Raw genomic sequence first — 26,074 nt, forward strand, 5'->3', positions numbered from 1 at the left:
ACGCCCAAAAGGAGTACAATGCGGTTATTAAGGATTTTCCTGTATGAGGCTAGATTAAGTTCCTACTCTGTGCGATATTCAGTACTTTTTTGTATGAAAACAGCCCCATGGCCAAAATTTGGCTTTCTCTAGCATTACCCCATATAGAGGAGGAAGAAGGGGAGAATACTCTGGATGTATGGTTAAATCTTTTGGATAAATATGAAGTTATTGATACATGGATAAGCCATGATAAAAAGAGATATCAAGAGCTTATAGATTTTCGGCACAAGCTTCCGGAGAAAGTGAGAGATTACTTCAAAGAGATTAAATCACATAAGATTGCTCTTGATATTGCTGTGCCTGATGAATCATTTGGGGAGCTTTTCTGTTTTTACAAACATGCTTTGAATAATGGGAAGATTCAATTTGTTCTCTATGGACATATTGGAGAAAACCATCTGCATCTTAATTTTTTTCCAAAGAATGAGAAAGAAAAAACGATAGTTAATGATATATGCAACGAAGCTGTCCATAAAGCAGTGAAAATGGGAGGGACAGTGTCTGCGGAACACGGCATAGGAAAGATAAAACATAAATATTTGGAAGTAATGTATGGTAGAAAAGGAATCTTGGAAATGGCAAGAGTAAAGAAAGTATTTGATCCGCATTGTATTTTAGGGTTAGATAATATCTTTTCGAAGGAATTATATCTTTAAAACTTCTCTTATTGACCCAAATTTGAACTCGCCAATTAGTCTTTTCAGTCGCTCTTTAACATTACCAATATCTGCATAGCACACAAAATTTTTAAGAAATGGGATCTTTTCCAGCTTTGGATGTTCGAGGTCAATCTCCCATGGATGAACATATATGAGTGCAGGAATATTCTTTTTGTTTAATTGCTTTATTCTATTTTTAATATCCATATAAGGCATTAATCTTAATCCCCATCCCCCTCCAATTGGTATGTTTCCCATGAATGTTGGCAGCATAGTAGGTGGAAATTCAATAATTTCCCCTTTCTTATTTTTGATTAAATGAGGATACGGATTCTCATCCGGCTTGCCAATGATTCTTACAGGATTTATGCTGGAATCATATTTAAGTCCCTGTTCGCAGAGAATATCAATTGCCCAAAAAGAATCCTCTCTAATTGACCACTCTGGTGCTCTGTACCCAATAATATTTTCTCCAATAATATCTTCTACTATTTGTTTTGATCTAATCAAATCCTCTCTAAATTCCTCTTTATTTTGTTTATATACCTGTTTGTGATAATAGCCATGAATGGATATCTCATGGCCATATTTATGGATCTTTGTTATAAGTTCAGGGTTTATCTCTGCAATATATCCCAAAACAAAGAATGTAGCCTTTGCATTACATTCATTTAAAATAGCCAGAATTGTATTTACGTTTTGGCTAATAGTACTTTCAAAGTGTTTCCAATTTGCTGGATTTTCGGCTTCAGGAATATCGCAGATATGAAACCACTCTTCTACATCTATTGAAAGCGCGTTAAGCATGATCTTTTAAATCCCTCAGCATAATAAGCTGTGTCAAAGAAATAAGCTACTACTTTTGGAATTGTCTGTAGTTAAGATGTTCCAGAAAATAGCAGCACTGGTCGCGGACAGCAGAAAACCATGCATCGCGGCGAGGAGGGTTTGCAACATATTTAAGTTTAGGTTGTTTAATGGGAGAACAGGTTTCTCCAGAATCAGTATGAGGAACATTTCCTCCGAGCACCTTTTGATTAATCAGGTCTTTTAACTGGTTTTCACTGAATATATTTCCCAGATTATTCAGCACATTATATGCTACTGCTTGTCCGCCATGAACAGCAAGAGAAGTATAGATATTGACCTTTATAAATCCATCATCAGGAAGGTAGTTAATATCCTCTGGTTTGAGAGAGGAAGTACCGTGTAAGCAGAGGATTTTGCCAACAGCTTTACTGATCTCTCTGGCACGATTACCACAATATTTTACACTGTTCACAGTGGCGCGGTGTTCTGTTCCAACATTAGGCACAATTATATCAACGCCAGTTTGGGCCAAAAACCTTTCGGATTGCTCAACAGTAGTTGCTTCATTTTTTTGTTTATTGCTACCTGCTTCAAAGATTTCATCAACTGCCCCTTCAACAACCACTTTATCTTTAACTTTTTCAACATATTGAGCAGTCAATCTGATATTTTCTTCAAAAGGTTTTTCACTAGCATCACACATAACAGAAGCAAAACAATCAACATACTTTTCCAGAATATCGCCATCCAGCCACGGAAACGCATGATCAAGATGGGGTAGAACCCGAAGCTTTCGATAAGGACTAGTTTGTCCCATAAAAGCTTTTAAATCAGATAACATGAGATTCATTCCAAGAATAGGGTCTCCACAAACAGTAAGTAGTTTCATTTGACCTCTTGGGGGATATCTACATGTCCATGCAGGAATAATTGGAATATCTTGAACTCCAGTAACTTTCCCCATCTCCAGCGCAGAAGCAAGAATTGCCTCAAGCGTTTCCCTGTCTTCGGCACAGAATGTTGGCAAAGCAATTCCTTGCTCAGAGGTCTCCATATAGATTTCCTTAACATGTGTATAATCAGTGATCAAAGGCATTTATGTCTCCTTTCATTAATAAATGTTAAAACTTGTTCATCGGTTGGTATGGCAGTGGTTGCACCAATGGCCTGCACACAAAATGCTGCTGTTGCATTGGCAAACAATGCTGTTTTCTCAAGGTTCCATTCTTGCAAGGTTCCATAAAGAAATCCTGCAACAAAAGCATCTCCTGCACCACATGTATCTACTACTGAAACTTTGAATGCAGGCAAACGTAGTGTATCTCTTCCATTTCCAACTAACACGCCGTCTTGCCCGAGCTTAATGCCTACTACTTTTGCACCGGCGTCAAGGTAGAAGCGCAACTGATCTTCAGGACTTCTAAGTCCTGTTATATGCACAGACTCATCATTGTTTGGGAGAAAGATGTCAAGATGCGGCAGACATGGGAGTATCAAATCAGCAATATCTTCGCGTACAACAGGATCAAGACTTGTTAGAATCTTATTCTGTTGCGCAAAACGTAAAAGTTCAACTGTTGGCTTGCCGTCTAAAGCAGGAAGAAGTGAGGCGCCAGCTATATGAAATACTCGTGAACACTTTATAATATCTCTGGATACCTCAGTATTGGAATAAGTACGATTAACTCCAAAGGTATGAAAAAGACGTCGCTGGCCATCTTCTGGTATCATGACAAAGGAAAAGGCTGTATTGGTTTCATCCGAGCAACACACTCCTGAAGTATTCACTCCTTCTTTCCGGAGAGACTGCACCATGATATCTCCAAATGAATCTTTTCCAACTTTGCCAAGAACACTGACTCGCATACCTAGCCTGGCTCCATCTACCCCTGTATTATATGCACAGCCACCAGGGTGTATCTCCATGGTATCGAAATATCCGGAAGTACCCTTTTTCGGAAACCTTTCTATGGGTTTTCCAAAAACATCAAGTACCAGGATGCCTAAACAAGCAAGATCATATTTCTTGTTTTTCAAATTTTTTGTTTTATTCCTCCGTTAATACATTACTGCGCCACCAGATATATTTATGGCCTGTCCTGTAATATATGCTGCGTCATCACTGGCAAGAAACACAGCAGTTTTGGCAACATCCTCCACTGAACATAATCTTCCAATTGGAATTTTACTCTCAAGATATGGCTTAACCTGTTCGGGCTTCATATTGCGTTTTTTTGCATAATCATTAATCATGCTATCCCACAATGGCGTGAACACAACGCCTGGACAAAGAGCATTGATCCTAATGCCTGTCGAAGCGAATTCAACTGCCAGAGATTGAGTAAGACCAATAATGCCAAATTTACTGGCACAATAGGCTTCATACTGACTATTACCTACTTTGCCGGACTGAGACGACATATTCAGTATAACTCCCTGCTTGTTAGCCAACATGTGCTGGATTGCCACTTGACATCCATTAAATGTACCTTTGAGATTAACCTGCATGGTTTTATCCCAAATTTCCTCTGTGCATTCTAAAAAAGGCATGACATAGGAAATGCCGGCATTATTTATCCATATCCCGATATTCCCAAATTCTTTTTCAATTTTATCTGCTGTGGTCATAACCTGTTCCTGCAAAGAAACATCAAATGCCCATGCTTTTGCTTTTCCTTTTGAACTACAAATCTCATTAGCAATTTTTTTTGCGCTGTCAAATTGCAGATCTGTAACCGCTACACAGGCGCCTTGTTTGGCAAATTCCCGACATATCTGAGCACCAATGCCACTGCTCCCACCTGTTACAACAGCGACTCTATCTTTAAGCTTCATTTTTTACTCCATGGATATACTAGAACTTTAAGAGATTCTTTGTTTTTCATAAGTTCAATCCCTTCATGTATTTCATCAAGAGATACGTGATGTGTTATAATTGCTTGTGTGCTAATTTTCTTTTCAGCCATCAGACTCACTGCTTTACGAACATGTTCCGGCCGAGAATCAGATGCTCCAATAATGCGGAGTTCATTATAGTGAATTATACGGCTGTCAAAAGTTGTATCAGATGCACCTTTTGGAAGGCTTGCAAAAAGACTGACAGCACCACCTTTGCGAGCATACTGTAGAGACGATTCCTGTGCTTCCCGGCTGGGTGCACAAACTATTACAACATCTGCTCCGAGTTCACTTGTAGCTTTTTTCACCACATCAGAAGTATTTTCATTAGTGCCATCAATTACAGTAACATCTCTTAACCTGCGCAGCATTGACAACCTTGGTTCAGAACGCTGTACGATCATAACATTCTTTGCTCCTCTTGCTTTAGCAAGTTCAGCATGAATAGCACCTAACGGCCCGCCGCCAATAATAAGAACGGAATTATCTGCCTTTAATCCAGCGAGTTCCTGGGCGTTGATTGCGCAACTGAGAGGTTCACTCAATGAAGCAGTCTCGTCCGGAACTGAGTCTGGAACTTTAATCACATTACCGTCTGAAAGTGCCTGTGGAGGAATTGTTATATATTCAGCAAAAGCGCCGTCAAAATCATAACTGATAGGCATGGCATTAGGACACATATTGCTCAGACCAAGAGCGCAAATTTGACAGGTTCCACATGCAATTGTTGTAGCAAGTGTAATGCGCTCCTTAACAGAAAATCTCTCAACATCTTTCCCCACATGCACAATACTGCCTACCATTTCATGCCCGATTATTCTTGGAGGATGACAACGAGGATTTCCCACAGTTGCCAGTTTCAGATCAGTACCACAGATTGCGCAGCAATGCACCTTGACAATCATGTTTTTATTCGTTGGCTCTGGATCAGGTCTCTGCTCAACACGGATATCACCTGGTCCATAATAAACAGCTGCTTTCATATTATCTCTTCCTTTCAACGAGTTCTCTTGCTTCTGCGCAAATCTCTATCGCCTTCAATGCGTTGTCTTTAATCCAATCGAGACACTCTCCCTCGTGTTCAAGCAGAATATTTTCACATATCCCCCGATGTCTAAGCGCAGTATTGATAAATTGAAAAAGCGTGGATACTTCCGGCCTGCGCGCAAAACAAGAGTTCATCAGATTTATTAATTCAGTTATTTTCCCCTGTATGCTGCGAGCAAGATCATATTGCTTTTTCCTTACAGAGCGATAGAGTTCAACAAAAGGAATAGGATCAATATGAATAAGACTTGCAACAACACCTGACGCCCCGGCAATCAAGGAATCAGCTACAAGATTTTCTTTGCCCTGAAGAAGATAGAAATCATGCGCGTTTTCCAGAAGCTTAAGCAGGGTTTTAAACCGTTCCATATCAGCGCTGGAATCCTTAAACCCAATGACATTTTCATGTTTGGAAAGGCGTGATACCATTTGCACATCCAGCTTTATTCCAGCAAATACAGGTATATCATAGATTACAACTGGAAGCGGGCTGGTATCTGCAAACTGTAAAAAGATAGACTCAATTTCTTTGTGGTTATAATTGAAATAACCTGGTGCAGTCAGAACAGCAACTTGTGCTCCAGCATCTGCCATTGACCGTGTGTTCTCAAGCATTTCAGACAGACCTGACGCCATACAGCCTGCAAAGAGTGGAACATGTTCGTCAATGTACTGCTTAACAGTTTTGCAGATTTTGGTTTTAGTCTTCAGGTCAAACCACGGACCACGGCCAGTACTTCCTGCAACAAAAATGCCTTTGCATCCAGATTCCAGAACATAAGTGCATACAGCTTTCAGTCCATCAAGGTCAACTTCTCCTGTTTTTGAACACGGAGTTACAACTGGTACTAACACACCAAAGTCTTTCATCGCTTCTCCTCCTTATTCTTAATCCATTCTCAATCCGCCATTTATTGAAATAGTCTCTCCGGTTATATAAGAAGCTGAATCAGAGGCCAAAAACAGAACCGAGCCTGCTATATCCTCTGGTTGACCGAGTCTGCCCAGAGCTGTCTGAGATTTCAGCTTTTCAAGATCTTCAGGTGTTGAGAATTTTTTATGTATATCCGTAAGAATCACCCCCGGTGCAATAGCATTAACTGTAATGCCATAAAGACCAAGTTCCTTTGCCAATCCTTTGGTAAAGGTGCTCATGCCTCCCTTAGCACTGGCATACGATGTGCCCCCAGGTCCGCCGCCAGACCGGGCAGAGATTGACGAAACGTTAATAATCCTGCCCCAGCCTTTTTCTTTCATGCCTGGTATAGCATATTTGGAGCATATCATTGTGCTAGTCAGATTGAGAGCCAGAGACTTATTCCAAATATCCATAGGCATCTGCTCTACACTACTAAGCGCTATCTGAGTTCCAGCATTGTTAATCAGAATATCAACTGTGCTTCCTAGCTGTTTTTCTATCTGATCAAACATGTGCTCAACATCCTCTGGCACAGTAATATCAGCCTTAATAGCAACAGCTTGGATACCATTAGCTTGAAACTGCTCAACCAGTTCTTTAGCATTTTTTTCACTAGTCAGATAATTTACCGCCACAGAGGCGCCACTAGCTGCAAAACCCTTTGAAATAGCCTGACCAATTCCTTTTGCGCCACCGGTAATAAGCACTACTTTTTCTTTGAGATCAATAGAGATCATATTTTTTACCATACTGTTAAGCCTCCATCAATTACCAAATTATGTCCAGTGCAATACGACGATGCTTCTGATGCAAGAAAAACCACTGCACCTTTCATTTCTTTACCATCTTTTCCCATACGTCCCATGGGAATAGTTTTACTATAGGCCTTTACAAAAGCATCCGGTTGATTCCTGAAAAAACCGCATGGACTGATACAATTAACACGGATACCAAAAGGGGCAAGGTACACAGCCATATCACGGGTCATGCTAATGACACCTCCTTTGGCAGCGTGATAGTCAAGAGTTGCGCCCCCCATATCAGTGTCTTGATAAACCCGTCTATCCTTGCCTATAATACCGACAGTCGACCCAATGTTGATGATGACGCCGGTCTTTTTAGGCTTCATGGACTTGGCAACCACGTGTTTACTGCAAAGAAAAACCCCAGTAAGGTTAATGCTGATAACCTCTTGCCAGAGTTTGAGTTGACGCTTTTCAAAGGGTACTGTATCCGGAGTACTATAAACGTTGCCGGCATTATTAACCAGGATGTCAATTTTACCGAATCTCTCCATCACAGCATCAACCATAGTCTCAACCTTGGTCTCATGTCTCACATCCAATTTTAGTGGCAAAACAGTACGTTTCGTAAGTTCAGATATTTTATGGGCTGAAACCTTGGCGCTGGATAACTTACGGCTAGTAATAACTACATCAGCTCCAGCTTCGGCAAGCGCCAATGCCATATCAAAACCAAGATTGTGTGCAGCGCCTGTAACAACAGCCACCATGCCCCTCATATCAAATAACTCTTGAACTGTCGGTCCTAACTTATTCATAATGCAACCTCCTTGTAAAACTAAAGTACACGTACCTCAAGCAAAATAGCGGATCGTATCCGCCAGTGCATTAACCTGTGCATTGACTTTACTAAGTGTCTGCATGCCTGTTTTAAACAGACACATGTACTTGCGATATTTTTCAACGTTCGGACAATCGACCTCTTTATAGCTTTTGACTTTACCCTTATAACGCGGGTCAAAGTTTGGGGAACGATCCTTTGAACCAAAAAAGGCCATGTTCTGAAAAGCGGGCTCAAGGTGAACAGGCATCCAAAGTCCGTATAGACCGTCGCCACCATGTTCAATAAATACCTTCCGAAACCGACGCCAATCTACATCAAGTTTCTTTTCGTCAAGTTTACACGGATAACACCAGTAGGAATGGGTGTATTCTTCAGGAACGACCGGCGGAATAAGCCATTCACACTTCTCTTGGCGGATAACGGTCTCATATTGATGGGCAATATATCTGCGTGCAGCTACCAACCAGTCTAAACGTTCGAGCTGTGCTAGTCCCAGTGCTGCCTGCGGCGCAGACATACGAAAATTATACCCCATCCGCTCATGTCGCTCGAATGACCAATCTTGGCGAATATCCCGCGGAATCATAGTGGAACCAGGCTTGGCATCAAGAGTGCGATACCCTTGCACTGCGATTTTTCTGATATTACGAGCATAAACCTCATCATTTGTAATTACCATACCACCATCACCACCACTAGTCATATGCTTCGAACCCTGGAAACTAAAACTCGCCGCATGGCCAATTGTTCCCACAAGTTTGCCATTATACAAAGAGAGAAAACACTGTGCATCATCCTCTATAATCGTAAGATTATTTTTCTTAGCAAGAGTCAAGATAGCATCGAAATCAGGTGGCAGACCGAATAAACTAACGGGGATAATCGCCTTAGTAAACTCTGTGATTTTACGTTCAATATCAACAGAGTCAATGGTAAACGTATTCGGATCACTGTCAGCAAAAACAGGCACTGCTCCGCATTGAACTACAACAAAGGCTGTGGCAGCCATGGTAGATGTAGGTACAATGACTTCGTCACCAGGTCCAATACCTGCGGCAATCAAACAAGATAACATTGTTCCTGATCCCGAGTTGTGTGAAATAGCGAATTTGCTCCCGAACTTCTCGGCAAAAGCTGTTTCAAAACGGGCAATCATATTTGCCGACTCCTTATTGCCAAATCCGTCCTCAAACACTTCATTCATATATTTGCGATCAGAGTCTCCGCAACGATTAGCAGGCAAGTGACTGAATATCTCAGCAGGATCTAATTTTTTAGGGTCCATTGTTACAAGAGGATTGATCATTGCTTTTCTCCTTTCAGATTTAACTCTTTTTGCATGCCCGGCTCCCACTTAAAATATGGGTCAATCGGAAAAATCGGGCGCAGCACACGCTTGAATTCATAATTACGGAGATTGTACGACAAGGCTCCGGGACAATCAGCCGCAAAAACATTTTTTGCAGCATGGGCGTAGGTTACCTTGTAGCCGATGCCCGTTTTTAACGCCACAATCTTTGCATCAAACGGCTCGAGACCGACTTTTCTGAAAAGCGATGGCTGCGGCCCCATGATGAGACGCTCGGTTATTACTAATCTGACATTGTCTATGCCAAGACAGACTATCGCCCCAACCTCGACTAGCGGCTTGGGGGTAAACTTGCCGTCATTGCTAATGAAACCTTCCGTAACACAGAGGATTTCTCCCGTTACAGATACAGGCTTACAGAAGCGGGAATCGCGCTTACCGCCGACCCTTACAGTGACAGTGTCTCCGACCTTTGATACCTTCAAGATCGAGACAGTTTCTGCATCCGGGATATGATGGAGTATCAAACCTTCTGTCTCGCCGCGCAATTTCAACAGAGCTTCCAGCATTACCGTGTTGTCTCCACCAGCTCCCCCGCCAACGTTATCAGCCGAATCGGTGATAACTATAGGGCATCCGGGAGCAGCGGCAGCTTGGCGAACAGCAGACTCAGGCGATAGCATCGGCTCAGGCATAAACATGTGGCGGGCTTCCCAGCACATCTCGGCAAGCTCCCGCGCAAGCCTGCAGCCAAGCTCTTTGTTATTGTCTGTGACAGCCAGTGCTGCCCAGCCCTGTTCAGGGACATCCTGCCACGCAAAAGCCGGACACAGTGAACAAGCAATCACACCATCAACATGATCCAAGTCGATTAATTTATCAAACAGCTCTTTAAGTGGACCTGAGTCGGTGCCATCATTAGGCGTGGGAAAGATCATCGGTATTTTCTGACAGTGCATCACAGGCCTTGTCTTGCCTGCCAATACATCCAAAAGGATGCTGGCTGCCAGCATACCAGTTTCGACAACATCTTTGTGTGGGTGGGTGCGGTACGCTACAAGGGCCGTGGTAAGATCAACCATCTGTTGCGTCACCACAGCGTGGCAATCCAGGGGACACACAATGGGAATGTCTGATCCCAATTCCTCGCGGAGGACCTGCAGGAAATAGCCATCAAGATCCACAGCCGATTCAGCACACATGGCTCCGTGTAACGCAAAACAGATACCGTCAAGCTGCCCCGCCTTTCGCAACTGTCCACGCAGAATATCCTCCAGATAACTAACAGCGTGGTCTGTAATATACCCTGCAGGCAGCGCTTCCGCACTAAGCAGGGGAACAATGTCAACCTGGCCGTTCCGACGAAAAACATCCACAGCGCCCGCCATTTCATCGCGACTTTCCGATTCCAAAATGTCATTGCCGATACGTATTCCGTTGCAGGAGGAAAAATCACTTAGCGGTGTTTTCGCAGGACAAAAGGTGTTAGATTCGTGCCAAAATTTACCGATACCGATTCGAAAAACAGGCATGTTTGTTTCCTCTTTTAAGTATATGCCATTTTCAGGCTTTCACAATTAGAAATAGTTTAACTAAATATCTCATTCATATATTTGCAGTCGGTCTTTCCGCAACGATTAGCAGGTAGGTGACTGAATATCTCAGGAGGATTCAATTTTATTGCCTCCTCCTTTTATCTGATTTGCTTTAAACTGTCGTTCTGCCATACCAAAAGTCATCTTCACAAATGGCTGTCCTGACGGGTGTAACCATGGCAAATCTCCTTCCGGAAAAAGGATACAATCAGAACGGGTTACAATATAACCTCTGATATGCGCCAGGGGAGCATCATCATTGATGTAGTCAACCACGTAGATATCTCCGGAATCCAGCTGGACCCAGCCAGAATAGCCGCCGTCCCTGTGCACGCTACGGTCGATGTCTATGACATAAGTAATACCGGGATAATAGGAAGTCATATATGATGGACGTGAAGAATCATTGACGTCTATCCAATCCTCAGGAATTGGCTGTCGCTTGACCCTCGGAGACGCACCCTCATGTTTTGCCGCTTCCTGGGTCATTAGATGAAGCGCCAGCATCTCATTAGGGACCCCCATACGATAGGTAATACAGATTTCCCCTGAACGAAGTAATCCTGTCTTGGGACGACCTTCAAGGCCAATGAGTTGTGTTGGGAACGGACCTTTCCATGTCTGCCCGCCGTCGTATGACAATGTCTTGTAGGCTCGTCCCAGGTTATCGTCGCGAAGAATACCTAAGATTGTTCCGTCATCAAGTTCGACAAAACTGCCTTCGGAGAAATTCTGGCCTGATTCGGAGGGTATCTCTACAGGATCCGACCAGCTCTTACCCTTGTCATCAGAGAAAAAAACAAGTTGTATCTCTTTCGAAGCTCCCTTTTTATCTTGCTCAGATCGCGCAAGACCTAGCATAAGCCGACCATCACGTAACTCATTCAATGAGGGTACAAGAGCATTGGAAATGCCGGGGTCTTCCGGACCAACCCAGGTTACGCCGGAATTAAAGCTCCGGTAAATCAGATTGATCCACTTATAGTCACGGTTGCCAGTTGCGTAGTGCACCGCATAGTCAGCTATCATAATCAGCTGACCGTCGCTCAGGCAAAGAAGTCGCATGCAGTTGATAGAAGCACCGTTTTTCCATGATTCAGTAATACGAGCCTTGCTCTCCTCATAGCCACTGATTTCATCATCAGACAGCCACGAACGGTTCTTGTCAATATGTTTCTCAGGAGATACACACTCGTCAATAATCTGTTTTGGCAACCATGTTCGCCCGCCGTCAAGACTGCGACGGACGGCAATACGAGAGAACGGAAAGGGAGCATGCTGCATAGACTCCCTGTAGATGCAAACGAGCGTTCCATCCGGTGTCATCGCAATGTCCGGAAAACATTCGTAAATGTGGTCATCACGAGAAACAATTAATTTTATCATTTTCTCCCTCCATTTTTTAGTTTTTTAACATCTGGACGATCTCCAAAAAGGTACCGTCCGGGTCCTGACAGAAAAACAATTTTGCTTTACCGTCAGGCGAAACAATAGGCTTGGAGTTACATCTTATCCCTTTTACAGACCAGTCCGCATAAACTTTCTCAACATCCCTAACAGTAAAAGCAACATGCGTAGGTCCAAGTTCACAGAGTTTATTCTCACCACGCTTGGACTTAGGGTGTGAAGCGTAATGTAGTAGTTCAATCATGCCGCCGTCTTCAGCAACAAGTTTGACCATTCTCAAACGCACACCTTTCAGGTTGCTGATAGTATCTATAAAATTACCTTCTTCGGTAAAATCTATCACCTGCTTCAGCCCCATAATGTTGCGATAAAACTTCAATGACCTTTCCATGTCAGAAACCACTATTCCAGTATGCCGAATATTTTTTATTGTGTTCATGCCTATTTCCCTCTTTCATTATATCTGTCGACGACTTCAATGGCGTCATCAATATTCTCTGTGTGATACAGAAATACCACACCAGTCGGATAATCACGTATCGCCTTACCGCTGATAAGATCCTCCCTTGAAGGCTTTAGATTGGTTATAGCCACATTCTTTTCGGTGCACCTTCCATAAATTTTCTTTATATCCATCATCTCCGACTGGCCAAGGTCAATACCACAAAGGTCGGGAATTTCAAGCATTGGTTCAATCAGATGTTGACCATTGCCGCAAAAATGAATTGAGCCAGTGCCAATTTCCTTGAGAAGCCTAGCATCATGCGGCAAAATCATCTCACGATAAGTGTCAGGTGAAACCATAATTGATGAATCATTGCGGATAAGCAGTCTGCCCGGAATATTATAGCCGTGCTGGGTATTGGCAAACGGCTCAAGCCTGTCATATGCAAATCGACGGTAGTATTCCGCTACAGTTATCATTGTATTCGCTATCTTGTTCATAAACGCAGTTACCAGTTTCGGATTTGCCAGAAGCTCGGCAAAAATCTCCGAGCCCCAGAGAATATCAGCAGTATCAATCGGACCCTGCAAATCAGGCAGTGATATCTGAACAGCCTGTTTGCATAGCGTATACTTTGAAAATTGCTCAGTGTAAAATTTAAGAGTTTTTATAGACTGCGGCATAACCCCACCCTGTAGGTCAACCTCATTATCCTCTTCAACCAGTTTTTTGACAGTCTCTATAGAGCCTAATGAGCCAACCCATGGATAATTATCTTCATGCATATGCCACTGTCCACCTAAAAGACTAGCAATCTGAATTGTGCCGTGATCGTTCCGGATAGCCAAAGGATTATCATCTTTCAGTATCAGACCAGGCACAACCCGGTCCAAAAGCTGGTTCTGCATCATAGCAACCGGATCATTAAATGTCAGACAATAGGGATATTGTTTAAACTTGTCCCAGGGTGCAGGCAGTTTCCAGTTTTTACCAAGTTCTGACTGAATAACCAGTGGCGGTCGCTCTATTGCCTCATAAGAAAGAGCCGCACGATAACGCGCATCAACCTTCTTGCAATGCTCCAGGTCAATCCGCTCTTCGATGAGTTTCAATAATTCATTTAATTGCTTCAAATCTGCTGGGCACATATAATTAATCCTCCACAAGTCCCGTCTTTGCAAATCCTCCATCGACAAATAGGTCATTTCCACTGATGTAGCTGGAAGCGTCTGAGGCAAGAAATATAACCGGTCCAACAAGTTCGGTTGATTCACCCCAACGTTTTAAAAAAGAGTGACTTACTCGCTGGGCTTTAATCCTTGGGTTTGACCAGCTTCTTTTTGTCATTTCAGTCCTGAAATAACCCGGACACAGATTATTTACACGAATATTGTATTTTGACCAATCACAGGCCATGGCGCGTGTAAGCTGCTGCAGAGCGCCTTTGGATGCCTGATAAGCAGGATTATTGGGAAAACCTCGTACAGCTCCGATGCTGGTAATGTTTATAATGTTTCCTGATTTCTGAGCAATCATGTGCTTGGCAACCAGTTTGCTTAATCGGAAAACCGCTTTTACATTCACGTCAAGCGTTTTCTCCCAAGCCTCTTCAGGATAATTTTCAGATCGTTCCTCAATATTTACCGCAGCACAGTTTATCAGAATGTCAATCCTGCCGAATTCGTCAATTGTCTGCTTGACAAGTTTTTTTAAGTCCTCAGGTTTACAGAGATCAGTTATTATCCCATGGGCTTTTTGTCCACGTCCACAAATTGATTGACAAGCACGCTTAAGTTCGTCAGATAGGATGTCAGCCAATACCACTGAAACTCCGACAGCAGCCAGTCCTTCCGCAATCGCCCGTCCGTTTCCTCGAGCAGCGCCGGTGACAATGGCAATCCGTTCATTCAGATTAAACAGTTTTGTAGCATCAAAAGTATTTACCATATCAACTCTTCTCCTTTATTATTTATATGTCCCTAATTTCCTGGCTTCTTGTAGAATGAACATATAATCCTCAAAACTTACTCCCGTGGGGATGGAATGGTCAGAACTAAAAATATATCCGCCGTTTACCATAGCCGCCGGAATTTTACGCGTTATTTCATCGACAATGGCTTTTTTATCGTGCATTATACGGGAATTGATGTTCCCGCAAAAACTGAGCTTGTCTCCATATTCTTTTTTAAGGTCAACTATGTCCATCTCGGTAGCCTGTAGTGGATTAAGAACATCTATGCCAATCTCTATATACATTGGGATGATACTCTTGATATCTCCACAGGAGTGAAGAAAAAAATCTATATTGTGAATTGTAAGAAACTCACCTAATCTCTTATAGGCCGGATAAAACAATTCGCGGATTACTTCAGGAGAAAACAATAAAGCATTATTTCCGCCAAGGTCATCCAAAAGGAAAACTCCGTCTGGATGAATCCCGTTATCCAAACCTTTTTTAATCACTTCCATAAGAAAAGTTGTGTAAACCTCAATAATATCCTCTATCATTTCTTTGTTCAAACATAAATCCATTAAAGCATTTTCATATCCCCTCAACCTCCATATAATTTCCCACGGTCCATATACACGCACAGTGATGTAACGACCAGTGTCCTGTTTACGGGCAAATATCTCTGTGGCTTCCCGCCATGTTGGCCATACTTCAAACGGTTTGAAATAACTTACTTCATGAATTCTGCTGCGCTGGCCAAAATCAACGTGGAGACGCTCTTTATAACGTTGCCAATCATCTATATTTTTAATAGGGTGTTCATTATAATGAATTCCTGGTATCAATTTATTTCTGGTTGCTACGAAACCGTATTTATCGGCTACTGTCATTGTTTCATCATTCTCTTTTATCAACCTTTCTTCAAACCGCATTGAAGAGTCAATAAATAAGTCAGTACAATCATAACCAAACAAATCTTCCTGCGCAGTTCGGCTTTTAGGAAGTCCATCTTTAAGCCATCGGCTCTCTGTATCTACAAATAATTCATCACAATAAAAGGGTATCCTATCAATTGGTCTGTGTCCCATGGCTCCCTTTACCCGCTCTCTTCCGTTCATTTATGTTCTCCGGTATTCATTTTTCTGCATCTGCATATTTGCGCCAGACATCGACAAATACCATAAAACAATCCCGTATTACATTAACAGCCTCTAAAGCCGCCTCTAGATCTATACATAGCGGCGGCGTTATCTTCAGAAATCCCCGGCCTGTGGGAAACATCATCACCCCACGACGAACCGCTTCATAAACAATTGCATCCGCAAGACCTATATCACAGACATACTTTCCGTCTTTGATCTTTTTAAAATGTGCTGAAATAAATAAACCTTTGCCATGAATAGAAAAGAAATGCTCGGGAAATTCATTCTGCAAATTTTTCAGTTGTTCTAAGACCGCAGCGCCTGTTTTTGCCGAAGCGTCTATCAGCTTTTCTTCTTCTATAACCTCCAGACAGGCCAGAGCCGCGGCTGCACAAACGGGGTTGCCGCTGTGTGTACTGGACATTTGACCCGGAGCAGGTTCATCCATTATCTCTTTAGTGCCTATTACTGCGGAAACAGGCAAAGACGATGTTAACCCTTTACCCAATGTTATTAAATCTGGAATTATGCCAAGATGTTCAAAAGCGAAAAACTTGCCTGTCCTGCCACAGCCTGCCTGAATTTCATCAAAGGTCAGAAGTATTTTGTATTCTTCTGCCCATTTTTTTAGAGCTTTACAGAAATCTTTTGGCATTGGCCATGTGGCCCAGCCAGGAAGAGGTTCTGCAATTATACCTGCAATTTTATCAGGACATATACCTCGCTTTTTTAAATCATTTAAACATTTTTGAAAACAAAACTCACCGCAGTTATCATACTTTTCTTTTCCCCACGGGCATCGTGGACAAAAAGGAAATGGAATCTGGTAATGGCCGACCTGTTCTTTTTGAATCCAGTCATCAGCATTGGGAAAGCCGGCGGCAAGTTGAGCTCCCAGCGTTCGGCCGTGATAAGAATCCATAAAGCTGAGTATACCCACCTTGTAGCTGGATATGTTTTTGCCGTAACGCCGCATAAGCGACATAGCGCATTCAGTGGCTTCTGTGCCGGCACTGAACAGAAGCGCTTTGGAATCGGCAATAGGCGATAAAGCTACCAATTTATGCAACAATTTGCTTCGTGCTTCTGCCGGAAAAGCATAACTAAAAAGCAATTTGCGGTCTACAGCCTCATGGATAGCCTGTCTGATTTTAGGATGGTTGTGTCCCGCATTAGCCATAACTATTCCGCTGGTAAGATCAATCCATTGATTGTCATAACCATCGCGTACCAGAAAACCCTCTGCCTCTTTCCAGAGGATTGGAGGCATACCCTGCATAGAAATAGGCTCCACTGCTCTCAATGCCTTAATTGCAGGCAGTGAGTCAGGAGCAGGGATATCCGTTACAATTTTGCGCCATTTACTCTGAATCTTTTTGACAGATTGTGCTTTTAACTCAGTTACTGAAAGTGCCATTTTAATTACCCTTGTCTAATCATTTATCCTTTGTTTTCACGCCAAACCTGTACATTGTGGTTCCCTTATATGCAGTGGAACCCATTTCTTCCAGGTATTGCTTTGCCTGTCCCATTATATTAAGACCTACCATTTTGTCCCATGCTTTAAAGAGTTTTTTTGTAATAGTACCCATTTTATCATCACCTAACTCATATCCATTGACCTTTACGCATGGCATCATAGTAAAAGCGGTTGAAGTGAAAAAGGCTTCATCTGCTGTAATAGCATCATATGTATTAAGATTACATTCAATAACCTCAATACCAAGCTCTCGAGCAAGCTCTATTGTATACTTACGCCTTATTCCTCGTAATATGTTCCTTGGTTCTGGAGTAAGCAGTCTCCCATTTTTAACAATAAAAAAATTAGAACCTGTTCCCTCAGTAATAAATCCATCAGGGTCAAGGAGCAGGGCCCATGCGTTCGGATCATTAACAAGTGATACTTCCAGATTCGCCATGAGATAGTGCATTCTACTTCTGTTTTTGATCTTTGGTTCCAGAAGATCTGCTGGAATTGCCCTCTGTGAAGGGATAACAGCATGCACACCAGTCTCATAAAGAGGAGCTAAAGGAGCAATTGTCCATTTAAATGGGAACACGCTTATAATTACCGTTGGTTCAACCTTGCCGCCAAACACATGCGCATACATAGATAAAGGGCCACGCGTGACATCTATCATCACACGGTGTTCATCTGTCTGACCGAAAGAATGCTTATTTGCTTCAATGGTTGCATAAACTGCATCTTCCATGTCTTTAGGCGTCATTTTTATGGGAATCCTGAGTATTTTGATGCCTGCATACAAGCGCTCAATATGCTCACCTAACTTAAATTGAACTCTATTAAAAGATCTGGTCATATCAAAGACCATATCCCCAAACATAAGAGCTGAATCAAAGATTGAGATCTTTGCCTCAGCCTCTGGTACAAAATTGCCATTAAGATATACCAACCGTTTTTTCTCAGGCATAATGTTGTTCCTTTCTTTTCTTAAATTTTCTTATCTTTCGTCTCACCTGGCTCATTGCAGTTTGAACCTGTTTCCTTTCTCGCAGATAGCAGGATCATATAAGGCTACCATCGGGGGATTTCAGAGACGAGATTGTGGGTAACTTTTTTCATAGGCGTGTGTCCTCCCTTCTTCAGATGGTTGCGTCGGTAGAATTGATAGTGTTGCGGCTTTGTATCACGGGGCGAGATATCCACTACAGTGTTGCCACGCACCTGAATCGTGTATTGCGTCTCAAATTTTGTTTTTGCATGCGCCGTACGATTGAAAGTCTCTTCCGCCATAGGGAAATCCAACTCGACGGTGTCACCCGGCTTCAGATTATTAGTCAGGCAGTATTGCCCTGCGAAACTAGTGTGTCGGTCAATGCCGTTCACCTGCAAGTGAACGCAGTTCAAGCGCACCCAGGCAGGAATACGAATAAAAATACGGCGGCATTTCTTATTGTGAACAACAACCTTGCCTTCATAAGGAAGGTGGCTTTTCACGTCTAGCCATGGCGCAGCGCGGTTCAGTAGTAGATTCACTTGCCCGTCTTCGCCACAAATACGAGTGATGGCTTCCCAAGCATAGAATAGTCCGCGGGCGCCGTTGGCCGTGCAGCACTGCATAGTCCGATCGTTTGTGGCGCTGGTGGGAAGCAGATAGGATGTAAAGATGCCGATTGAACGCTTGAGCACATTGTCAGTGCAAATCAGGTTGTCTGTGCGATTCCTGTCTTCTTCGGAGAGGAACGTCTGCGTTGCTCTGGCGGTGGCGGGCAATCCACTGTCATCCTTCTCATTGCTGCCAATATCGTTGTATACAAGTCCCTGTATACGTTTGAGCTCCGCCATGTTAGTAATCTGGGCTTCGACGAGGTGATTGCGGACAATACGATCCACATCCTCCCAGTAATCTGCGATCCCCGTAACGCTCATTTTTATACCCAGCGCCACCAAGTCACCAAGAAAGCATGTTTCCATTTCCAGGCGGCTAGTGCGGTTTACCCATGTCGGGATCCAACCTATTCGGTTGATACCCCAACTCCGCATGTGCTCGTAGCTTGAACGTACAAAGTCAACCGCATTACGATCACCTGCTACCAAGCCGTATCTCAGAAGTCCCCGTAGGAAAATACAGCGGCAATGAAAATGGGAATCGACATGTCCCTGTTCATAACCAGCCATCTCGTGGGGGTCACCTGGGTGTCCCCAGAACTTCGGCTTCATGCCAAATCGTGCAAACCGTCCTGCTAATTCAAGAGCCTGCTCATCTCCGGACTGATCAGCCCACTTCGACAGTCCCTGAAGGACAGAGCCGAAATAGCCGACGACAGACCCCTCGCCTGAATCGTGTTCATCAGCCGGTTCCGTGGTATGCAGCCAACCACCCCTCGGCATGCAGAACGGGTGTCCAACCCTGCAATCCGGAAAGTAGGCATAGTCATTCTGTTTAATCGCAACCGATTCCATTCCGCGCGCCATCTTACGCAATATATCGTTATAGCATCCATTTTCCTCCGAAAGCTGATTACGTACTGCGAGTACGCTCATCAGCCCGCCTGTAGCGGACGGCAAAGCCATGTCAACCTGCTTGGCATTGTATCTGTCGTTGCCGTGACTTGCGTAGGCGCTCATGTGCCAGGGTCTCTTGTCCGAATAACGTGCCCAGAAGAGACCATCCTCTTCCACACAGGACAACAGGAACGTGAGTAACCCCTCTTCTTTTTTGCGGTAGTCCTCACAGCCTGAGGCATAGCGCAACTGGCAGAAATTGTCCAATGTCTTAAAAGCAATTTCGATGTCAACGCCAGAATGCTTCATATACGGTGGATTGGCGTTCCAGTAGATTTCGAACCATAACAGGTTATCGTCTTCTGGATCGCTGGTGTTTGCCACACCTTGCAGCGCCAGATAGCAGCGTTCGGCAAGGGCTAGAGTGTCAGGAATGACGGTATCGTAAATAGTGGCCTTGTGACCGGAGCCAATGGTTTTAACCAGATGGTTCGTATTTCTTTGTGCTCTTTTATTAATTTCCATGATTTGTCAATATCTTCTTTCGCTTAAGAGTTTATTATAAAACATTTTTGGATTTAGTCTTAATTCTTTCATGGTTTACCTCTGTACTTTCAAATCATAACGCCACTCCTGAGACATTCCAGTGAAGGCAGTCCGCGGTCTTTTACTGGGATCGCTTCCCCATTTAAAAAACATCTGGGCAATAATTTGCCTTGACCAGAACACCAGCAGATAAGCAACAGACCGAATAATCATTTTTTCATCTTTCCCATGTTATCTATTCTTTGGCTTTGTTTGCGGCTTGAAACGCATCCTGCTAAAAACAGCATTTATTTTATTCCGCATGATGATGCTCTCACCACCAATCTGGGTTTTAACACATGCTACTGAATTCCGCACTGTTTCCTCTCTATCCTGTCTAAAAGTATCTCTGCCGCTAATATCTACCGGTCTCATAAGATGGATAAGCGACAGTAGTCAGAGGCACAGGCAGTGATATGGCTATAAGAGAATCATCATATCCGACTATAGCCACATCTTCCGGTACTCTTAAGCCAGCCTCAACTATTGCTTCGTAGGCCTCCTCTGCTATACGGTCGTTAAAGGCAAAAAGTGCTGTCGGACGATTATTTGATTTCATAAACTCTTTCATATATTTATAACCTGGTCTTTCCTCACATGAACCGGCGAAACGGACCAGTGATTCGTCAAAACTTATCCCCCTTTCAGCCATGGCTTTTTTATATCCTTCCAATCTCTGCTCAGCAACAATGTATTTCGGATCTGATATATAGGCGAGTTTTTGATGTCCTAACTCAATCAGATGAATTGCTGCCAGATAACCACCCATAACATTGTCACTAATAACATAATCTGTTTTCATCTCAGGGATAAACCTGTTAATAAACACAAAAGGGATATCGTCTCTTTGTAGCTGCTGGTAGTGCTCTACAGATTCTGATGCGTGGGCAATAGGGGTAATGATTAAACCCGATATTTTCTGCTCTCGTATTCTTTGAAGATATTCAACCTGTTTTTCTGCCCGGTCCTCCGTATTGCAAATAATAACACTATAATCCCTATTGTGGGCTACATCCTCAGCGCCTTTGACAATTTTGGGAAAGACATCGCTCATAATATCAGGAACAATAAGTCCCACGCTTTTAGTCATCAAATGCCCTGTGCCACGGCTTGCCTTTTTTAGATCAGCCACGAAGGTGCCTTTGCCATGTTCGCGAAACAAAAGACCTTCGTTTACTAACTCTGTATAGGCATGCCTAATAGTCATAGGACTAACCCTGCACATCCTGGTCATTTCAGGAATTGAGGGGATACGATCAAACGGGTTTAATTGTTTATTTTTTATTTGGGCTTTTATCTGCTGTTTTATCTGGACATATACAGGCAGAGGATTTTCTTTATCTATACGTATTATATTCTCCATTATTTCTCTTACATTTATAGTTATCTATATAAGTTGATTATAAAAGTAGCATATCTTAGAAAAGCTGTCAAGTGTTTGAAACCACTCTTCTACATCTATTGAAAGCGCGTTAAGCATGATTTTATCTGACTTGCTAGGGCACCTTCACGTAATATTGAGGGTGGACTAACACTACAGTCTACAACAGTGGATTCTATTCCAGTTGGTATCTCATTATCGTCAATACATAAATCTGCTTTATTCTCAAATATCTTCTCTAGCACCTTAATTGAAGTTGCTTGATGGTTATATCCAGAGATATTAGCACTTGTTGTAGCAATAGGCACTCCTAATTCCTTTACTAGAAATCGCGGTATTGGATGATTGGGTATTCTAAAACTTATTGTATTGAAATTATCTGTTTTAAAGATACATGCTTGAGATATTGGAATATTTTCCTTTGCTCTTAAGATAATTGTGAGCGGACCGGGCCAAAACTTGTTCATAAGCTTTCTTGCTATTGGCTGGATGTCACAAGCAATATCTTCTACTTGCTTTAAGTCTGAAATAAATAAAATTAAAGGTTTTCTACGGTCTCTGTTTTTTAGGTCATAAATCCTATCTACGGCTTGTTCGCTGCTGCACATGCATCCAAGACCATAAACAGTATCAGTTGGAAAGATTACAACTCTGCCTTTTCTTAAGACTTTAACCGCCGAGTATCTGTTTATCCTCATTAAGAAAGATTCCTTCCAGATTCATTTTTAACGCCTCAGGATTTGTTGCATTGGCCATAGCCTGCTCTCTGCTTATAACCCCATTTTTACATAATTCAACCAGAGACATATTAAATGTCTGCATACCATCTTCCTTTCCGCCTTGAATGGCAGGTATTATCTTATTCAGTCTGTTTTCCCTTATTAATCTGGAAACCACAGGAGTATTTATCAATATTTCCACTGCAGGTGTTAGTCCCTCCTTGTCCATTCTTGGTATAAGTCGCTGGCAAATGACAGCTTTAAGATTAAGAGAAAGTTGCATTCTGATCTGATGATGTTGAGACGGAGGGAAAAAATCAAGTATTCTGCTAAATACGCCTGATGTGTCAGTTGAATGAAGTGTTGTAAAAACAATATGTCCTGTTTCTGCCGCACCTAGAGCAATATGAAAACTTTCGATATCTCTCATTTCGCCTATCAGGATAACATTTGGATCCTGGCGCATGGCATGGCGTAATGCGATAGCGTATGAAGATGTATCTATATGTACTTCTCTCTGATTCACAATGCTTTTTTTGTCTTTATGGAGAAACTCAATAGGGTCTTCAACTGTGATAATATGACGATTCAAGTTCTCGTTTATATAATTTATCATAGACGCAACAGTTGTTGATTTCCCGCAACTTGTTGTGCCAGAAACGATAACTAAACCTCTGTTTGATAAGGATATCTTCTCTAACGTAGAAGGCAAATTTAGCTCTTTAAATGACCCTATCTGTGTTTTTACCCTTCTCAAAACTAGTCCTATCGTTCCTCTCTGATAGAAAATATTAACCCTGAAGCGTCCTAAATTCGAAACTCCATATGAAATATCCATCTCAAATTCTTTATTAAACTTTTGCTTTTGTTCGTCATTCATTAACTCAAGAGCAATTTCTCTGGTGTCTTTTGAAGAAAGTATTTCGCCATATGAACATAACTCTCCATTTGTTCTAATTTTAGCAGAGCTGCCCGCTTTCAGATGTAAATCCGTACCGTTTTTTTGAACCAGTTCTTTGAGATATTTTTCTATGTCCATTTTTCTCCTTGTATTACTCATCTTTCCCTCTCTTTTTAAGAGAGGGAAAGGGGATGAAATTCTAACCTGGTTTAGTTCTTAAAAATGTTGGTATGTCTAAATTGCTGTCACCTCCTAGCTCTCTATTCACTTTTTCTCGCATAACTCGATCCTTTATTGTAGCTTCCTTTCTATGAACTCCTGAGACATCTGAGATGAATTTTACTTCCTTTTTTTCTAGAGATGGGATATCAGTGGCAATAATTGTAAGTTTCAGCTTATTATTTACTTTTTTATCTATAATAGCTCCAAATACTATATTGACACTGTGTGTAACCGCCTTACGAACATTATCAATGATTTTTTCAACTTCTCCAAAGCTGAGATCTTCGTCGCCTGTTATATTAACAAGCATTGTCTTTGCACTCTTAACATCAACCTCTTCCATGAGCGGACATAAAAGAGCATTTTTTACAACAGAGGATGTTCTCTCTTCACCATATGCAATTCCTACTGCTAAGGTAGCCTCTTTGCCATGGGCTATTACCTGCCGAATGTCTGATATATCAAGATTTATTATTCCTGGGGCAGTTACCAGGTCAGAGATTGCACTGATAGCGTCAAATAGAGTATTATTTGCAAATTCAAATGCTTTTAAAAAAGATGATTCTTTGTCAATTGTTCCAAAAAGCTTCTGGTTCGGTATGGAGATTGTTGCATTGGATTTTTCTTTTATTACTCTTAATCCGTCTTTAGCCTGCAAGCATCTTTTTTTTCCTTCAAATAGAAAAGGACTTGTAACTATTGCTATTGTTAGCGCCCCCAGTTCCTGGGCAATTTCACAGATTAGTGGTGCTGCTCCTGTGCCTGTTCCACCTCCAAGTCCACAGGTCACAAATACAATATCTGAGTTTTTTAATGTTTCAGCAACTTCTGCTCTACTTTCATTCAGGCTGCGACGTCCTAAATCTATATTAGAACCTGTTCCAACTCCTTTTGTTGTCTTTAGCCCGATTTGAATTTTATGGGGAACAATAGATGCTTTAAGAGCCTGTATATCTGTGTTAATATTAATACATTCTACACCAGAGAGGCCTTTTTTATATATTGCATCTACAGAATTATTACCTCCTCCACCAACTCCAATCAGTTTGATACTTGCACCCGCTGTCGTCTCTTCAACTATTTCAAACATTGGTTATATTCCGCTCCGTCTAACAATTCTCGCCATCATCCACCAGAAGGCGTTCCCTTTCATGCTGCAGCTTTCACGAGTAGTATGCGCCGCCTCATTTCCACTGTATCGGGGATGTTCTACAGGGATACCATTAACCAGATGTTGTTTTCCATTATACCAGCAATCAATATCGGCAAAATCAAATAAAACCTTCTTATTCACTCTGCAATATTTTCTGATCTGCTCATTGCGAGCATACCGATTATGAGAATGTTTCTGGGCATTGCCTGTCATATAGATAAATACTACTCCGGGATTTGCTTTTTCAAAAGCATTCATTGCATCAAGATATTTTTGGGTCGTTTCCCGCGAATTTTGGTCTTGTTGACAACACCATGACCACATTGATACGTTAATTCTCTTGTTGTGATCAAGAACACTTTGAGTTGCCCTCCTGCCTGCTTCCGAAGCCCAGTATTTTTCAGGGGTAATATAGGTAGCGTTTTCCTGTCCATCAAATATGGCTAAAGAATTTATGGTAATTGGAAGGCTTCCACGTCTATTAATAAAACTGTATATAGGTCCCAACTTTGCTATTTCCTGCATTCCTACTAAGATTTGGCCTCCATGCGAAGTATGAGCATAGTGAAGTTTAATCTTTGCCTTGGCAGCTTCAATCCATTTCATTGGAATTTTGGAAAGGTCGGTGCAGGTATGGTCAATGATAATTGCTGATTTATCTGCTGCCATGGCACTGTCTAAATAACCGTCATAAGCGAACAATACCGTCAGGAAAATTATTAACCCTAAATATATTCTCACTGTTTTTCTTTTCATTCTAAAAATGCCATTTCCGTCATTGCGAGCCGAAGGTGTAGCAATCTTATTTATAAGTAGATTCTTTTCTGCGTTTAATATAAATAATTTCAACTGATCTTTTAGCCGCATTAAATCGATAGCCAATCCTAAAATTACCTTGCCTTATTCTATAATAGATCTCTTTGCCTTTTTTTATTTTTTTTGCCCCTGGTGGCAACGGATCAAACTTGAGAGACCTGATATCATTTGCAATTCGTTGAAGATCTTCTTTGGGGAAATTTTTAGTATCTTTCTTAACACCTGATTTTACCTCAAGCTTAAACACTTATCCCTCTACCTTTTAGATATCCATTCCACTCAGTCTCACTCATAGATGATTCATTCTTTCTAGCCTCTATGGTAAGAATATCTTCTTCGTCTTCCTTTTCTTCTTTAAGCTTTTCTATAACTGCCTTAGCAACAAAGTGGTTTATTAATATCCCGCGTGGTTTACAAAAGCTTCTTAATTCTGTAATTAGATTTACAGGCAATCGTGCCCCTAATAATGCTTTTTCCATGGTTTTCACCTCCAATAGCTAATGATAGCATATGATAACT

At 42.0% G+C, this 26,074-nt stretch carries 27 protein-coding genes; 1 reads left to right on the forward strand and 26 read right to left on the reverse strand.

Going from position 1 to position 26,074, the window contains the following annotated elements; translation table 11 throughout:
- Positions 1-107: 107 nt before the first annotated feature.
- Positions 108-698 (forward strand): FAD-linked oxidase C-terminal domain-containing protein, encoded by a 591-nt coding sequence (locus Q7J67_05355; GenBank protein MDO9464706.1) that lies wholly within the window; start codon positions 108-110, stop codon positions 696-698.
- On the opposite strand, the gene Q7J67_05360 is transcribed toward Q7J67_05355, so the two are convergent.
- The 26 genes from Q7J67_05360 to Q7J67_05485 all read right to left on the reverse strand — a co-directional run bounded on the left by Q7J67_05360 (position 687) and on the right by Q7J67_05485 (position 26,034).
- Positions 687-1,508 (reverse strand): DUF3473 domain-containing protein, encoded by an 822-nt coding sequence (locus Q7J67_05360; protein MDO9464707.1) that lies wholly within the window; start codon positions 1,506-1,508, stop codon positions 687-689. The genes Q7J67_05355 and Q7J67_05360 overlap by 12 nt on opposite strands.
- A gap of 49 nt (positions 1,509-1,557) precedes the next feature.
- Positions 1,558-2,607 carry a class II fructose-bisphosphate aldolase gene (locus tag Q7J67_05365; GenBank protein ID MDO9464708.1) on the reverse strand — a complete coding sequence of 350 codons (1,050 nt, stop codon included), beginning with the start codon at positions 2,605-2,607 and terminating at the stop codon, positions 1,558-1,560.
- On the reverse strand, positions 2,598-3,548 hold the full coding sequence (locus Q7J67_05370) for a sugar kinase (GenBank protein ID MDO9464709.1): 951 nt from the start codon (positions 3,546-3,548) through the stop codon (positions 2,598-2,600). The genes Q7J67_05365 and Q7J67_05370 overlap by 10 nt, the downstream gene beginning before the upstream one ends.
- A 21-nt stretch (positions 3,549-3,569) precedes the next feature.
- Positions 3,570-4,346 carry an SDR family NAD(P)-dependent oxidoreductase gene (locus Q7J67_05375; GenBank protein ID MDO9464710.1) on the reverse strand — a complete coding sequence of 259 codons (777 nt, stop codon included), beginning with the start codon at positions 4,344-4,346 and terminating at the stop codon, positions 3,570-3,572.
- Positions 4,343-5,392 (reverse strand): alcohol dehydrogenase catalytic domain-containing protein, encoded by a 1,050-nt coding sequence (locus tag Q7J67_05380; protein ID MDO9464711.1) that lies wholly within the window; start codon positions 5,390-5,392, stop codon positions 4,343-4,345. The genes Q7J67_05375 and Q7J67_05380 overlap by 4 nt, the downstream gene beginning before the upstream one ends.
- Position 5,393: 1 nt before the next feature.
- Positions 5,394-6,326, reverse strand: coding sequence for a dihydrodipicolinate synthase family protein (locus tag Q7J67_05385; GenBank protein MDO9464712.1), 933 nt, complete (start codon positions 6,324-6,326; stop codon positions 5,394-5,396).
- A gap of 18 nt (positions 6,327-6,344) precedes the next feature.
- Positions 6,345-7,124 (reverse strand): 3-oxoacyl-ACP reductase family protein, encoded by a 780-nt coding sequence (locus Q7J67_05390; GenBank protein ID MDO9464713.1) that lies wholly within the window; start codon positions 7,122-7,124, stop codon positions 6,345-6,347.
- Positions 7,118-7,936, reverse strand: coding sequence for an SDR family oxidoreductase (locus Q7J67_05395; GenBank protein ID MDO9464714.1), 819 nt, complete (start codon positions 7,934-7,936; stop codon positions 7,118-7,120). The genes Q7J67_05390 and Q7J67_05395 overlap by 7 nt, the downstream gene beginning before the upstream one ends.
- 36 nt (positions 7,937-7,972) lie before the next feature.
- Complete coding sequence (locus tag Q7J67_05400) at positions 7,973-9,268, reverse strand: DegT/DnrJ/EryC1/StrS family aminotransferase (protein ID MDO9464715.1); 1,296 nt, start codon at positions 9,266-9,268, stop codon at positions 7,973-7,975.
- On the reverse strand, positions 9,265-10,803 hold the full coding sequence (locus Q7J67_05405; GenBank protein ID MDO9464716.1) for a M81 family metallopeptidase: 1,539 nt from the start codon (positions 10,801-10,803) through the stop codon (positions 9,265-9,267). The genes Q7J67_05400 and Q7J67_05405 overlap by 4 nt, the downstream gene beginning before the upstream one ends.
- Positions 10,804-10,932: 129 nt before the next feature.
- A complete protein-coding gene (locus Q7J67_05410; GenBank protein MDO9464717.1) occupies positions 10,933-12,252 on the reverse strand; it encodes a sialidase family protein in 1,320 nt (439 codons plus the stop codon).
- A 16-nt stretch (positions 12,253-12,268) separates the two neighbouring features.
- Positions 12,269-12,712, reverse strand: a complete 444-nt coding sequence (locus Q7J67_05415; GenBank protein MDO9464718.1) for a VOC family protein — start codon at positions 12,710-12,712, stop codon at positions 12,269-12,271.
- Between the two features lie 2 nt (positions 12,713-12,714).
- Entirely contained in the window at positions 12,715-13,866 is a 1,152-nt protein-coding gene (locus tag Q7J67_05420) for a uroporphyrinogen decarboxylase family protein (GenBank protein MDO9464719.1), read from the reverse strand.
- A gap of 4 nt (positions 13,867-13,870) precedes the next feature.
- Complete coding sequence (locus Q7J67_05425; GenBank protein ID MDO9464720.1) at positions 13,871-14,665, reverse strand: glucose 1-dehydrogenase; 795 nt, start codon at positions 14,663-14,665, stop codon at positions 13,871-13,873.
- Between the two features lie 18 nt (positions 14,666-14,683).
- On the reverse strand, positions 14,684-15,787 hold the full coding sequence (locus Q7J67_05430; GenBank protein MDO9464721.1) for a uroporphyrinogen decarboxylase family protein: 1,104 nt from the start codon (positions 15,785-15,787) through the stop codon (positions 14,684-14,686).
- Positions 15,788-15,803: 16 nt separating this feature from the next.
- Positions 15,804-17,228, reverse strand: a complete 1,425-nt coding sequence (locus tag Q7J67_05435; protein ID MDO9464722.1) for an aminotransferase class III-fold pyridoxal phosphate-dependent enzyme — start codon at positions 17,226-17,228, stop codon at positions 15,804-15,806.
- 19 nt (positions 17,229-17,247) lie between these two features.
- Entirely contained in the window at positions 17,248-18,243 is a 996-nt protein-coding gene (locus Q7J67_05440) for an aminotransferase class IV (protein MDO9464723.1), read from the reverse strand.
- Between the two features lie 104 nt (positions 18,244-18,347).
- On the reverse strand, positions 18,348-20,303 hold the full coding sequence (locus tag Q7J67_05445; protein ID MDO9464724.1) for a glycoside hydrolase family 127 protein: 1,956 nt from the start codon (positions 20,301-20,303) through the stop codon (positions 18,348-18,350).
- A gap of 75 nt (positions 20,304-20,378) precedes the next feature.
- Complete coding sequence (locus tag Q7J67_05450; GenBank protein ID MDO9464725.1) at positions 20,379-20,537, reverse strand: hypothetical protein; 159 nt, start codon at positions 20,535-20,537, stop codon at positions 20,379-20,381.
- A gap of 181 nt (positions 20,538-20,718) precedes the next feature.
- Complete coding sequence (locus tag Q7J67_05455; GenBank protein ID MDO9464726.1) at positions 20,719-21,726, reverse strand: GntR family transcriptional regulator; 1,008 nt, start codon at positions 21,724-21,726, stop codon at positions 20,719-20,721.
- A 95-nt stretch (positions 21,727-21,821) separates the two neighbouring features.
- Positions 21,822-22,442, reverse strand: a complete 621-nt coding sequence (locus Q7J67_05460) for an L-threonylcarbamoyladenylate synthase (protein MDO9464727.1) — start codon at positions 22,440-22,442, stop codon at positions 21,822-21,824.
- Positions 22,414-23,523, reverse strand: coding sequence for a PilT/PilU family type 4a pilus ATPase (locus Q7J67_05465; GenBank protein MDO9464728.1), 1,110 nt, complete (start codon positions 23,521-23,523; stop codon positions 22,414-22,416). Before Q7J67_05465 ends, Q7J67_05460 begins: the two co-directional genes overlap by 29 nt.
- Positions 23,524-23,563: 40 nt before the next feature.
- On the reverse strand, positions 23,564-24,676 hold the full coding sequence (gene ftsZ / locus Q7J67_05470) for a cell division protein FtsZ (GenBank protein MDO9464729.1): 1,113 nt from the start codon (positions 24,674-24,676) through the stop codon (positions 23,564-23,566).
- Between the two features lie 3 nt (positions 24,677-24,679).
- Positions 24,680-25,480: a hypothetical protein gene (locus tag Q7J67_05475; GenBank protein MDO9464730.1), complete on the reverse strand. Its 801-nt coding sequence runs from the start codon at positions 25,478-25,480 to the stop codon at positions 24,680-24,682.
- Positions 25,481-25,541: 61 nt separating this feature from the next.
- The gene (locus Q7J67_05480; GenBank protein ID MDO9464731.1) at positions 25,542-25,802 is read right to left on the reverse strand and encodes a type II toxin-antitoxin system mRNA interferase toxin, RelE/StbE family; all 261 of its coding nucleotides are present in this window, start codon (positions 25,800-25,802) and stop codon (positions 25,542-25,544) included.
- A complete protein-coding gene (locus Q7J67_05485) occupies positions 25,795-26,034 on the reverse strand; it encodes a hypothetical protein (GenBank protein ID MDO9464732.1) in 240 nt (79 codons plus the stop codon). The genes Q7J67_05480 and Q7J67_05485 overlap by 8 nt, the downstream gene beginning before the upstream one ends.
- Between the last annotated feature and the right edge of the window lie 40 nt (positions 26,035-26,074).

It is taken from the genome of bacterium (genome assembly GCA_030652805.1).
In the GTDB taxonomy this organism is placed as follows: domain Bacteria; phylum JAHJDO01; class JAHJDO01; order JAHJDO01; family JAHJDO01; genus JAHJDO01.

What these genes read in the sequence shown, in the direction of transcription:
- Q7J67_05425 (MDO9464720.1), bottom strand. Translation starts at nt 14,665, where the DNA reads ATGGTAAATACTTTTGATGCTACAAAACTGTTTAATCTGAATGAACGG.
- Q7J67_05420 (MDO9464719.1), bottom strand. Translation starts at nt 13,866, where the DNA reads ATGTGCCCAGCAGATTTGAAGCAATTAAATGAATTATTGAAACTCATC.
- Q7J67_05365 (MDO9464708.1), bottom strand. Translation starts at nt 2,607, where the DNA reads ATGCCTTTGATCACTGATTATACACATGTTAAGGAAATCTATATGGAG.
- Q7J67_05400 (MDO9464715.1), bottom strand. Translation starts at nt 9,268, where the DNA reads ATGATCAATCCTCTTGTAACAATGGACCCTAAAAAATTAGATCCTGCT.
- Q7J67_05435 (MDO9464722.1), bottom strand. Translation starts at nt 17,228, where the DNA reads ATGGCACTTTCAGTAACTGAGTTAAAAGCACAATCTGTCAAAAAGATT.
- Q7J67_05405 (MDO9464716.1), bottom strand. Translation starts at nt 10,803, where the DNA reads ATGCCTGTTTTTCGAATCGGTATCGGTAAATTTTGGCACGAATCTAAC.
- Q7J67_05390 (MDO9464713.1), bottom strand. Translation starts at nt 7,124, where the DNA reads ATGGTAAAAAATATGATCTCTATTGATCTCAAAGAAAAAGTAGTGCTT.
- Q7J67_05355 (MDO9464706.1), top strand. Translation starts at nt 108, where the DNA reads ATGGCCAAAATTTGGCTTTCTCTAGCATTACCCCATATAGAGGAGGAA.
- Q7J67_05440 (MDO9464723.1), bottom strand. Translation starts at nt 18,243, where the DNA reads ATGCCTGAGAAAAAACGGTTGGTATATCTTAATGGCAATTTTGTACCA.
- Q7J67_05455 (MDO9464726.1), bottom strand. Translation starts at nt 21,726, where the DNA reads ATGGAGAATATAATACGTATAGATAAAGAAAATCCTCTGCCTGTATAT.
- Q7J67_05410 (MDO9464717.1), bottom strand. Translation starts at nt 12,252, where the DNA reads ATGATAAAATTAATTGTTTCTCGTGATGACCACATTTACGAATGTTTT.
- Q7J67_05415 (MDO9464718.1), bottom strand. Translation starts at nt 12,712, where the DNA reads ATGAACACAATAAAAAATATTCGGCATACTGGAATAGTGGTTTCTGAC.
- Q7J67_05450 (MDO9464725.1), bottom strand. Translation starts at nt 20,537, where the DNA reads ATGATTATTCGGTCTGTTGCTTATCTGCTGGTGTTCTGGTCAAGGCAA.
- Q7J67_05465 (MDO9464728.1), bottom strand. Translation starts at nt 23,523, where the DNA reads ATGAGTAATACAAGGAGAAAAATGGACATAGAAAAATATCTCAAAGAA.
- Q7J67_05460 (MDO9464727.1), bottom strand. Translation starts at nt 22,442, where the DNA reads ATGAGGATAAACAGATACTCGGCGGTTAAAGTCTTAAGAAAAGGCAGA.
- Q7J67_05360 (MDO9464707.1), bottom strand. Translation starts at nt 1,508, where the DNA reads ATGCTTAACGCGCTTTCAATAGATGTAGAAGAGTGGTTTCATATCTGC.
- Q7J67_05385 (MDO9464712.1), bottom strand. Translation starts at nt 6,326, where the DNA reads ATGAAAGACTTTGGTGTGTTAGTACCAGTTGTAACTCCGTGTTCAAAA.
- Q7J67_05430 (MDO9464721.1), bottom strand. Translation starts at nt 15,787, where the DNA reads ATGAACGGAAGAGAGCGGGTAAAGGGAGCCATGGGACACAGACCAATT.
- Q7J67_05375 (MDO9464710.1), bottom strand. Translation starts at nt 4,346, where the DNA reads ATGAAGCTTAAAGATAGAGTCGCTGTTGTAACAGGTGGGAGCAGTGGC.
- Q7J67_05445 (MDO9464724.1), bottom strand. Translation starts at nt 20,303, where the DNA reads ATGGAAATTAATAAAAGAGCACAAAGAAATACGAACCATCTGGTTAAA.
- Q7J67_05380 (MDO9464711.1), bottom strand. Translation starts at nt 5,392, where the DNA reads ATGAAAGCAGCTGTTTATTATGGACCAGGTGATATCCGTGTTGAGCAG.
- ftsZ (MDO9464729.1), bottom strand. Translation starts at nt 24,676, where the DNA reads ATGTTTGAAATAGTTGAAGAGACGACAGCGGGTGCAAGTATCAAACTG.
- Q7J67_05485 (MDO9464732.1), bottom strand. Translation starts at nt 26,034, where the DNA reads ATGGAAAAAGCATTATTAGGGGCACGATTGCCTGTAAATCTAATTACA.
- Q7J67_05395 (MDO9464714.1), bottom strand. Translation starts at nt 7,936, where the DNA reads ATGAATAAGTTAGGACCGACAGTTCAAGAGTTATTTGATATGAGGGGC.